This is a genomic window from Streptomyces boncukensis (genome assembly GCF_011045075.1).
Classification (GTDB): domain Bacteria; phylum Actinomycetota; class Actinomycetes; order Streptomycetales; family Streptomycetaceae; genus Streptomyces; species Streptomyces boncukensis.
The window spans coordinates 1-9,509 of sequence record NZ_JAAKZZ010000289.1 but is presented as its reverse complement, the minus strand read 5'-3'; the positions used below and the strand labels follow the sequence as shown (position 1 = coordinate 9,509).

The 9,509-nt window shown below is 69.1% G+C and carries 14 protein-coding genes; 7 read left to right on the top strand and 7 right to left on the bottom strand.

Annotated features, from left to right (window positions below):
* Positions 1-140 precede the first annotated feature (140 nt).
* A complete protein-coding gene (locus G5C65_RS23860) occupies positions 141-938 on the top strand; it encodes a hypothetical protein (protein WP_165300969.1) in 798 nt (265 codons plus the stop codon).
* Here the strand turns inward: G5C65_RS23860 and G5C65_RS23855 are convergent.
* Positions 901-1,929 (bottom strand): GlxA family transcriptional regulator, encoded by a 1,029-nt coding sequence (locus tag G5C65_RS23855; protein WP_165300968.1) that lies wholly within the window; start codon positions 1,927-1,929, stop codon positions 901-903. The two genes, G5C65_RS23860 and G5C65_RS23855, sit on opposite strands and share 38 nt — an antisense overlap.
* Positions 1,930-2,030: 101 nt before the next feature.
* Between G5C65_RS23855 and G5C65_RS23850 the strand changes: the two genes are divergently transcribed.
* The gene (locus G5C65_RS23850; RefSeq protein ID WP_165300967.1) at positions 2,031-2,963 is read left to right on the top strand and encodes an NADP-dependent oxidoreductase; all 933 of its coding nucleotides are present in this window, start codon (positions 2,031-2,033) and stop codon (positions 2,961-2,963) included.
* A gap of 104 nt (positions 2,964-3,067) precedes the next feature.
* Positions 3,068-3,478 carry an SRPBCC family protein gene (locus tag G5C65_RS23845; RefSeq protein ID WP_165300966.1) on the top strand — a complete coding sequence of 137 codons (411 nt, stop codon included), beginning with the start codon at positions 3,068-3,070 and terminating at the stop codon, positions 3,476-3,478.
* A gap of 110 nt (positions 3,479-3,588) precedes the next feature.
* On the opposite strand, the gene G5C65_RS23835 is transcribed toward G5C65_RS23845, so the two are convergent.
* The 4 genes from G5C65_RS23835 to G5C65_RS23820 form a co-directional block, all read right to left on the bottom strand.
* Positions 3,589-4,473: a helix-turn-helix transcriptional regulator gene (locus tag G5C65_RS23835; RefSeq protein ID WP_206442198.1), complete on the bottom strand. Its 885-nt coding sequence runs from the start codon at positions 4,471-4,473 to the stop codon at positions 3,589-3,591.
* Positions 4,474-4,509: 36 nt separating this feature from the next.
* Complete coding sequence (locus G5C65_RS23830; RefSeq protein WP_165300964.1) at positions 4,510-5,316, bottom strand: SDR family oxidoreductase; 807 nt, start codon at positions 5,314-5,316, stop codon at positions 4,510-4,512.
* 225 nt (positions 5,317-5,541) lie between these two features.
* Positions 5,542-5,730 (bottom strand): DUF397 domain-containing protein, encoded by a 189-nt coding sequence (locus G5C65_RS23825; RefSeq protein ID WP_206442197.1) that lies wholly within the window; start codon positions 5,728-5,730, stop codon positions 5,542-5,544.
* Entirely contained in the window at positions 5,727-6,536 is an 810-nt protein-coding gene (locus tag G5C65_RS23820) for a helix-turn-helix domain-containing protein (RefSeq protein WP_165300963.1), read from the bottom strand. Before G5C65_RS23820 ends, G5C65_RS23825 begins: the two co-directional genes overlap by 4 nt.
* A gap of 103 nt (positions 6,537-6,639) precedes the next feature.
* On the opposite strand from G5C65_RS23820, the gene G5C65_RS23815 reads away from it, so the two are divergent.
* Genes G5C65_RS23815 through G5C65_RS23800 form a run of 4 tightly spaced genes read left to right on the top strand, consistent with a single transcriptional unit; the run spans position 6,640 to position 8,125 of the window.
* The gene (locus G5C65_RS23815; protein WP_165300962.1) at positions 6,640-6,822 is read left to right on the top strand and encodes a hypothetical protein; all 183 of its coding nucleotides are present in this window, start codon (positions 6,640-6,642) and stop codon (positions 6,820-6,822) included.
* The gene (locus tag G5C65_RS23810; protein ID WP_165300961.1) at positions 6,819-7,094 is read left to right on the top strand and encodes a hypothetical protein; all 276 of its coding nucleotides are present in this window, start codon (positions 6,819-6,821) and stop codon (positions 7,092-7,094) included. The genes G5C65_RS23815 and G5C65_RS23810 overlap by 4 nt, the downstream gene beginning before the upstream one ends.
* A complete protein-coding gene (locus G5C65_RS23805) occupies positions 7,091-7,255 on the top strand; it encodes a hypothetical protein (protein WP_165300960.1) in 165 nt (54 codons plus the stop codon). The genes G5C65_RS23810 and G5C65_RS23805 overlap by 4 nt, the downstream gene beginning before the upstream one ends.
* Positions 7,256-7,288: 33 nt before the next feature.
* Entirely contained in the window at positions 7,289-8,125 is an 837-nt protein-coding gene (locus G5C65_RS23800; RefSeq protein WP_165300959.1) for a M55 family metallopeptidase, read from the top strand.
* A 7-nt stretch (positions 8,126-8,132) separates the two neighbouring features.
* Here G5C65_RS23800 and G5C65_RS23795 read toward each other — a convergent pair whose 3' ends face one another.
* Together G5C65_RS23795 and G5C65_RS23790 are read right to left on the bottom strand one after the other, a co-directional pair.
* Entirely contained in the window at positions 8,133-8,600 is a 468-nt protein-coding gene (locus G5C65_RS23795; protein ID WP_165300958.1) for a MarR family winged helix-turn-helix transcriptional regulator, read from the bottom strand.
* A gap of 112 nt (positions 8,601-8,712) precedes the next feature.
* Positions 8,713-9,066 (bottom strand): hypothetical protein, encoded by a 354-nt coding sequence (locus tag G5C65_RS23790; protein WP_165300957.1) that lies wholly within the window; start codon positions 9,064-9,066, stop codon positions 8,713-8,715.
* Positions 9,067-9,509: the final 443 nt, after the last annotated feature.

Below are 9,509 nucleotides of genomic sequence, written 5' to 3'. Positions count from 1 at the left end.
CCTCAGCGGGCCGGGAGAACACAGGAGTCCATCCGGCGCCCACGCGGCCACCGCGAAACCCATCCACATCAGTCAGTCCAGCAGCCCTTCACGGGGCTGCCCTGGAACCGCCTACTCACGAATTAGGGAGAGCAGCCACCATGCACCTTCGCCGTCCCACCGCGCTCGGCGCCGCCGCACTCGCCGGCGCGGCCGCGCTGAGCCTGACCCTCGCCGTCCCGTCGTCGGCGTCGGCCCCCGCGCCGTCCGGCTACCCGGACCCCGCGCCGCGCGGACCGGCCCACCCGAGCGAACCGGAGGTGGCGGGCCCGGACAACATCGACCGCCTCGACGCCTCGGTGCGCCGCGAGTCCGGCACCGCGCGCGGCGTCTCCGTGACCTTCGACCGGCACAGCCGTACGGCCTCGGGGGAGAAGCCCGCGGCCCCGCGCCGCTTCGTCTTCCTCTTCGACAAGTCGCTCCGGCTGCACCCCGAGCGCTTCCCGGTCTGCACCCGCGACACCATCGAGAAGCGCGGTTTCGACGCGTGCGACCCGGAGTCGGTCGTCGGCAGCGGGCGCGCCCGGACGTACGGGCAGGACGGCGCGGTGGAGGTGAAGGTCTTCAACACCCGCTATCCGAACGGCAACCGGGGCGTGCTGATCACCGTCCCGGAGACCGGTGCGATCTTCGAGAACACCCTGGAGCGGGTCTCGGCGCCGTACCGCTCCACCTACCGCTGGGCGCTCGACGAGCGGATCGAGATCCCCGGCACCCCGGCGGGCGAGCGGGGCGCGAGCAGCCGGTTCACGGTGTCGTTCGGCGCGACGCGACAGGCCGCCGACGGCCGTACGCACAGCTACGCCGAGACCCGGGCGCCGCGCGGCGAGCCGCTGACGCTGGGTCTGTGGAGCCGCTTCGTCACCGGCCAGATCGTGCTCCCGACAGCGCGCGGCTGACGGGGTACTCCGGGGAGCGCGACAGGGCGCGCGCCGGGGGCGTACGGGCCCGGAAGGTGCGGCGGTAGGCGGCGGGGGAGACCCCGAGCGCGGCCTGCAGATGCTGGCGCAGCGACGCGGCGGTCGCGAAGCCGACCTCGCCCGCGATGCGGTCCACCGGCAGGTCGCTGCTCTCCAGCAGATGCCGCGCCCGCTCGACCCGCTGCTGGATGAGCCAGCGGCCGGGGCTGACGCCGACCTCCTCCCGGAAGCGGCGCGCGAACGTCCGTCCGCTCATCTGCGCCCGCTCGGCCAGCTCGGACAGCGCGAGCGGCAGATGCAGATGGTCGAGGGCCCACTCCCGGGCCGGTGCGGTGCTGGCCGCCGTCGGCGCGGGAACGGGCCGCTCGATGTACTGCGCCTGGCCCCCGTCCCGCCACGCCGGGACGACGCACACCCGGGCCACCCGGTTCGCGATCTCGCTGCCGTGGTCCTTGCGTACCAGGTGCAGGCACAGGTCGACGCCGGACGCGGCTCCGGCGGCGGTGAGCACGTCGCCGTCGTCGACGAACAGCACGTCCGGGTCCAGCCGCACGGCGGGGAAGAGCCGCCGGAAGTCCTCCGTCGCGTACCAGTGGGTGGTCGCCGGGCGGCCGTCGAGCAGCCCGGCGGCGGCGAGCACGAACGAGCCGGTGCACAGCGAGACGATCCGGGTCCCGGCGCGGATGCGGCGCAGCGCGTCGCGCCCCGCGTCGCAGACGCCCTCGGCGCCGATGGCGCAGGGCGGGATCACCACGGTGTCGGCGGTCTCCAGGACCTCCGGGCCGTGCGCGACGGCGATGTCGAAGTCGGATCTGCTGCGGACCGGCCGCCCGTCGACGCTGCACGTGACCACCTCGTACCGGCCGTTCGCGGAGCCGAACACGCGGTCCGGGATGCCCAGCTCGAAGGGGTACACGCCGTGCAGGGCGAGAACGGCGACACGGTGCGGCGGTGCTGCGACATCAGCCATGGCACGATCATAGCGCTAGCTGGCAATCATGCCATTTCCCCGGCGGCGCGGAACGACCACCATGGACCCATAACCAGCGTGACCAGTGAGAGGAACGAACCATGCGAGCGATCGCCCAGGACGAGTTCGGCGGCGTCGAGGTACTGAAGGAGACCGAGCTGGAGCGGCCGAAGCCCGGAATCGGCCAGGTCCTGCTCCGGGTGCGCGCGGCGGGCGTCAACCCGACCGACTGGAAGAACCGGTCGCGGCGCACGACCGTCACCACCCCCCTGCCGCTGGTCCTGGGCTGGGACGTCTCCGGCGTGGTGGAGGAGACCGGCTTCGGGGTGGCCCTGCACGCCGTGGGCGACGAGGTCTTCGGCATGCTGCCGTACCCGAACGGAGTGGGCGCCTTCGCGGAGTACGTGCTCGCGCCCGCCCGCGCGCTGGTCCCCAAGCCGGACGGAATCGACCACGTCCAGGCGGGCGCCCTCCCGCTGGCCGCGCTCACCGCCTGGCAGGCCCTGGTGGACACCGCCGGGCTGCGCACCGGGCAGCGTGCCCTGATCCACGCGGCGGCGGGCGGCGTCGGCCACCTCGCCGTCCAGATCGCCAAGGCGCGCGGCGCGTACGTCATCGGCACGGCGAGCGCCCCCAAGCACGAGTTCGTCCGCGGACTGGGCGCCGACGAGGTGATCGACTACCGCTCGGTGGACTTCGCGGAGGCCGTCCGGGACGTCGACGTCGCCTTCGACACCGTCGGCGAGGACATCGGCGCCCGCTCCCTGCCCACGCTGCGCGAGGGCGGCATCCTGGTGACGATCCTGGCCCAGACGGCCCCCGCGCTCCAGCCGGAGGCGGACCGCCTCGGCGTCCGCGCCGTCCCCATGATCGTTGAGCACGACCAGCAGGGCATGCGCGAGATCGCGGCCCTGGCGGAGGCGGGCACGCTGCGCGCGGAGATCGCGGGCACCTTCCCCCTCGCGGACGTGGCCAAGGCCCACGAGGCGGGGGAGACCGGCCGCACGACGGGCAAGCTGGTCCTGACCCTGTAGGAACTCCGCTGCGGCACGCCACCGCCTCGGACCCGACGGTTCCGGTTCGCTCATGTCCGATTCATTCAAGAGGCCGGTGCTGGCGGCCCGCTACCGTCACCACCATGAACAGCACCGGCAGAGAATCCCGCCATCTCAGCGTTCGTATCGACCGCACCGCCGACGACGTCTACGCCTATGCGTCGGACCCGGCCAACCTGCCCGCGTGGGCTCATGGTCTGGGGTGCTCTATCGAGGAGATCGACGGTCAATGGGTCGCGGATTCCTCCCCTATGGGGCGGGTCGTGGTCACCTTCGGCCCTCGTAACGAGTTGGGTGTGCTCGACCACGACGTCACGCTGCCCTCTGGGGAAACCGTCTACAATCCCGTCCGCGTGATCGCCGACGGCAGCGCGAGCGAGGTGGTTTTCACTCTTCGCCGACAGCCGGAGATGAGCGACGCCGACTTCGAGCGTGACGCCGACACGGTTGCCGCCGACCTGGCCAGGCTCAAGAAGCTCGTGGGTCGGGGGTGAGGCCGGCGGGGGTGCAGCGGCAGTACTCCGGCACCGCCGGGCGGACGGAGAACTGCCGGATCGGCGTCTTCACGTCATGGTCCGCTGACCGGTACGGCTGAAGGGATGGACTATCCGTTGTGTGCTTCGAGCTCGGTCGCCAGCGTCTGCTGAGTGGCCGCCCACGATGCCAGGAGCGCCAGATTGTCAGCGGCCGGTGTGCCCGCGGGCGCGGTGTAGACGTTGAGGTGCAGGCCGGGTTCGGCGGGCAGTTCCAGGGACTCGACGTCCAAGTCGAGCTGTCCCACGCTCGGATGGCGCATACGCTTGCGGCCGGACCGGTGCAGCCGCACGTCCTGAGATGCCCACCGCTGCCGAAACAGCTCACTGCACGTTGACAGTTCGCCGACGAGGGCGATCAGCTCCTCGTCGTGCGGATTGCCGCCGGCTTCCATGCGGAGCTTCGCGGCCACGGCACCGGCAACTTGGTCGTAGTCGACAAAGAAATCTCTGGCCGCCTCAGGGTTGAGATAGACGAACCGTGCTGTGTTCGCGGGCCGTCGCGGGTCGGCCAGCACCGGTGAATACAGCGCGCGAGCGAGTTGATTCATGGCGAGCACGTCATAACGGCCGTTACCGATCCAGGCCGGCGCATCGGAAATCGCGTCCAGCACCTGCTGCAGCGTCGAGCGCACCGTCACGGCAGGCCGACGCCGGCGTGGGCCGTTGGGCGCCCTGGACTGGCGCGCGAGGTGGAACAGGTGATCGCGCTCGGCCTCGTCGAGTTGCAGGGCAGAGGCCAACGCGTCGAGCACGCCATCGGAGGCACCGGCGAGGCTGCCGCGCTCCATGCGCACGTAGTAGTCGACCGATACCCCCGCCAGGAGCGCTACCTCCTCGCGGCGCAGCCCTTTGACCCGACGGTTGCCGCCGTAAGCGGGCAGGCCCGCCTGCTCGGGTGTGATGCGGGCGCGACGCGAGCTGAGAAACTCCCGGATCTCGGTGCGTAGCTCCATTGTGGCCATCCCCTCACCGTAAACCCACCTTACAGCCTAAGGGGTACCCGATGCCGTCGTCGCGGTGCCGCCGTCTACCGGGATGATGGTGCCCGTGAGATAAGCCCCGGCCCGGCTGGCGAGAAACACGGCGATACCCGCCATGTCGTCGTCGCGGCCGATCCGGCGCAGAGGGGTCGCCGCCGCGATCGTGTCGCCGATGGCATCGAGCGCGGGCGCCATCATCTGCGACGGGAACACTCCCGGTGCTACCGCGTTCACCGTGACGTGCTGGGGGCCCAGCTCCCTGGCAAGCACCCTGGTGAGTTGGTGGAGTGCCGCTTTGCTGCTGGCGTACGAGTAGTTGGGCGACTCGGCGACGTGGACGGCGGCGATACTGCCGATGTTAATGATCCGCGCGGGGTCGTCGGCGGTGCCCGCGCTGCGAAGTGCGGGGAGCAGCGCCTGCACCAGCCAGAACGGCGACTTGAGGTTGAGGTCGATCACTGCGTCCCACGCCTCTTCCGGGAACGTCGCCAGCGGCTCGCGCCACATGGCTCCCGCGTTGTTGACAAGGATGTCCAGGCGTTCCGAGTCGGCCTTGACAAGATCAGCGAGGCGCTGACAGTCGTCGTGCCTGGACAGGTCGGCGGGGATTGCTTGAACGTCGCCGAATTCGGACAGTAGATGCTGTGCCTCCGCGCAGGTGTCTGCATTGCGTGAGCTGATGACGACGCGGGCGCCAGCCTGGAGAAGGCCGCGCGCTATCATCATCCCAATGCCCCTGGTGCCGCCAGTGACAAGGGCGTACTTCCCACTCAGATCAAAAAGTTCTGGGTGAGTGATGAATTGCTTGTCCGTCATTGGACTCCGTCCCTTCAGCCGTGGAAGAGGGCGCCGACACGGTTGCCATTCGGCGGTTTCGACTCAACCAGGTTGACAGGCTTTTTGGACGTCTGGGAGATCCTGGTGATACAGGTACTGGGAGAGCCCCCTTGCCTGGTGCGCTGACTCACCGGCATCAGGCTGGTGGATCCGGGCTGAGGGCCCCGCCGCGTCCGCCGGGCGGGGCCCTGCCCGTGCCCGGAGTCAGCGGATGGTGGAGAGGAAGGCGTCCCAGGCATCCGCGCCGAAGATGAGGGCGGGCCCCTGGGGCACCTTGGAGTCCCGTACGGGGACGATGGGGTCGGGGATGTTGTCGGCGACCTCCACACAGTTGTCGTTGTCGTTGCCGCTGTAGCTGGACTTGCGCCATCTGGCAGCGCTCAGGTCGATCATGTGTGTTCCTCGATTGCCTTCTCGATCAGCTCTCCGGACGCGTCCGCACTCAACGCGCTGGCGCGAAGCTGATCATAGACACGCTGGACCCGTGCGACTTGACTCAGTTCCTCTGAGTACGCGCCGGTGAGGAAGCCTTCCGTGTACGCCCCCCGGTCACCGTTCGGCATGGTGAGCAGGGACGTGGAGCCTGCGATGCCGGTGGTGTTCATGGGGAGGATCTGCACATTGATGTGCGGCCGCTCGATCATCTCGCGGATCTTCTTCAACTGCCCATGCATCGTTGACCTGCCGCCGGTCGCGCGGGACAGGACAGCGGCGTCGAGGATGATCCACATCCAGGGCGGATCCTCCCTGGCCCAGATCTGCTGGCGAGCGACCCGGCGTTCAACGGCGCGCTCGATCTCCGAGGTGTCTCCCGCCAGCCCCACGCTCATCATCGCGCGGGCGTAGTCCTCGGTCTGGAGCAGGCCCGGAACCACGACCGAGAAGTCGTGCATGGTGGCCGCCTCAAGCTGACGGGACAGATACGTCTTCGCATAGTCCCGCATCGCCGAGTTCATGAGGACGGTCGACAGGTTGGTCAACTCGTCCTCGAAGCCCAGCACCTTGTCGAACCGACCGGCGAGGGCGGGGTTCGGCGGGTCGGTGCCCAGCTCGATCTTTGTCACCCGTACCCGGGAGATGAACACCTTGCTTGCGAGGTCTTCCTGCCTCCAGCCGCGCGACTCGCGCCCACGGCGGATCTTGTGCCCGATGAAGGTGGCGAGGGACCGGGAGGGGTTGAGTTCGCGCGCTGCTGGCATCCGCTTGTTCCTTCGTTCGTCCGCACACGGCTACGCCTAGTAAGCGTAAGCACACGGCGTGAAGCTCGTCACGGCAACGACGAAAGACGGAAACGGACGAGCCATGGACGACGACGTGTTCCCCCAACTTCCGCCGCCCCGCCCGGTGGACGGCTGCTCGGTCTGCCGACGCTACGCGCGCTCGCTGGCCCTGGCCGAGCGGACGCGGGACGCCAGCTCGGCGGTGGACATCCGGGTGCTGTGGCGTGCCCACCACGCCCGGGAGCACGCGGGCGCCCCGTCGTGAACCCGTACCGGCGCGGCGAGGCGGTGTACGACACGGTGCGCGGCCAGCCCGCGTTCGTGGCGGAGGCCGACGGCCGGTGGCTCACGCTCGTACGGCCGGGCCACCGGTCATGGCGTACGCACGAGGCGGTCGTACGGTCGGCGGACGAGCGGGAGCGGGCCACCCTCCTGGCGCTGGCGAGCCTCGTACGCGAACGCCGGGACCGCGAACTGAGCGCGAGGGTCCGCGAGGCGAACCGGCGCAGCCGGGACCGGTGGGGGAGGGACGTGTGAGCGACAAGGTTCCAGAACTCACCATCGAGGGCATCGCTGCCGCTCTGCCTGTCGAGCACCGCGAGCGGTTCGAAGACGAGGCGCGCCGCGCGTCGGCCCCTCGGCTGGCCACCTTCCTCGGCATGTCCGGCCTGCCAGGGCGACCCGTTAGCCTGCCCTGACCGGACAGGCTGAGGGGACGGGAGGGGCGGGAGATGCGGGTCTACATCAGCGCCGACATGGAGGGCGTGACGGGACTGGTCGGCGCCGACGACGTCCAGATGGGCGGCCGGGACTACGAGCGCGGCCGGGTCATGATGACCGAGGACGTCAACGCGGCGGCGCGCGGCGCGCTGGCGGGCGGCGCCACGGAGGTGCTGGTCAACGATGCCCACAGCACGCAGCGCAATCTGCTGGTCGATCAGCTGCACCCCGAGGCGGCGCTGGTGCGCGGCAGGCCCAAACCCATGACCATGGTGCAGGACCTGGACGCGGGCTTCGACGCGATGCTGTGCGTCGGCTTCCACGCGCGGGCGGGCACGCTCGGGGTGCTGAGCCACAGCTTTATGGGCCACGAGATCGAGGACATGTGGCTGGACGGCCGTCCCATGGGGGAGATCGGCTTCGCCCACGCCACGGCGACGGCGCTCGGGGTGCGGGTGGTGATGCTCTCCGGCGACGACGCGGCCTGCGCGGAGATGACGGAGTGGGACGGTGGCGTCGTCACGGCGCCGGTGAAGTTCGCCCGGGACCGCTTCGCCGCTCGGCTGCTGCCGTCGGCGGAAGCGTGGAAGGAGATCGAGGAGGCGGCGGCTGAGGGCGTACGGGCCGCGGCGGAGGGCCGTCCGGCGGAGCCGGACGACGCGCCGCGCACCCTGGCCGTACGCTGGCAGTCGGCGTCGGTGGCCCAGCAGTTGGAGGGGATACCGGGGGTGCGCCGCCGGGATGACCGTACGGTCGAGACCGAGGGCCCGGTTCCCGCCCTCTACCGCCTCTTCGGCGTCTTCATGGGAGTGGCGTCGTCCCTGACGGGCCAGGCGCCGTACTGCTGACGGTGCCTTACGGAAGGGTGCCGCCGGTGTTCCGGATCATCTGCGTGAGCACGCGGACGGTGGTGGCGTAGTCGGCGTCGTCGATGCCCTCGTGGATGCGGCCCCGGATCGCCGGGATGTGCTGCTTGACGCCGGCGCGGAACTCCTCTCCGGCCTCGGTGATCCAGAGCCGCCCGTCCGCGTCGCGGGTGAGCCATCCGCGCTCGACCAGCGCGTCCGCCTCCGCCTTGAGGTCGTCCTCGGGCCTGATGTACGCGCTCATGGCCTGCTGGAGTTCGGGGATGGTCATGCCGTGGCCGTCCGGCGAGATGTCGTTCACGGAGAGGTTGCGCAGCAGCCAGTACTGGGGCTGGGTGTAGCCGAGTTCGGCCTGCTGGGCGCGGATGAACGAGATGACGGCCTCGTACGCCAGCCCGGAGATGTACCCGACGGGCTGCGCGGCGAGTTCGGCGTCGGTGGCGTGCTGGACGGTCATGGCGGTACCCCCTGGGAACGGATCGCTCACTGGTGCGAGCACCGTAGAACTTCAACGAAGGTTGAAGTCAAGGTCCATTTGAACGGGCCAACAACTGGCCGCACTCACCGCTTCATCCGCCATGCTCAATCAGATCCTCCAGAGCTCTCCGCAGCCAACCGTTGAAGTCATCGAAGTGGTCGCGCTGTTCGCTGCCTGGCGTAGCAAAGTCGTGAACTATTGAGACTCCGCCGATATCGAGGTCCCAGCACGCGACATCATCGTTGTCTTCGCGCTTGGCGAATGGAATCAGCTGCCTGGACGGGAAACGTTCTCTCAGGCCCGAAAGCCTCCGCCGGAGGAGGTCACCTTGTATGATCCACCATGGCTCCAGGTTCGTCAGTTCAAGGTCCACTACGCGCAAGAATTCAGGAGGGTAGGTGAATCCTTGCGGGAAGTCATCTGTGTTGAGTAGATCGAAGGCCATTCAATTACCATCCCAACCAGTCCAGGGGCCGCCCATCGGGTATTGATTGCGGAAACCCGCTGCCTGCTTTCCGATGCGAAGTGTGATGGCGTCACCCCAAGACTGAGGTATTCCCTTCCTTGTTGTGAAACGGTCTATTTGTCCTTGATCGGGTAGGGGGTCGTCGAATTTGTGAACAATGGCTCTCACGTTGATCCCCGCGTGACGGGCCGCCACTACCCTTGTGTTGTCGATAGTTGTGATGCTCCCGTCAGGCATCCGCACGGCGTGGATGGGGTCACCAGCCCAACCGTGGGTGCGCATGCTTGCAATAATTTCTCCCGCTCCCGTCACGGAGTTCTGACTCAAGCGTACGTCCCTCGGGTCAACCTCCTCGCAGGGTGCCAGACCAAGTGGGTCGGTCCAGGTGTGTGGGTTGTCGACGTAGGTGGTGGGGTTGGGGG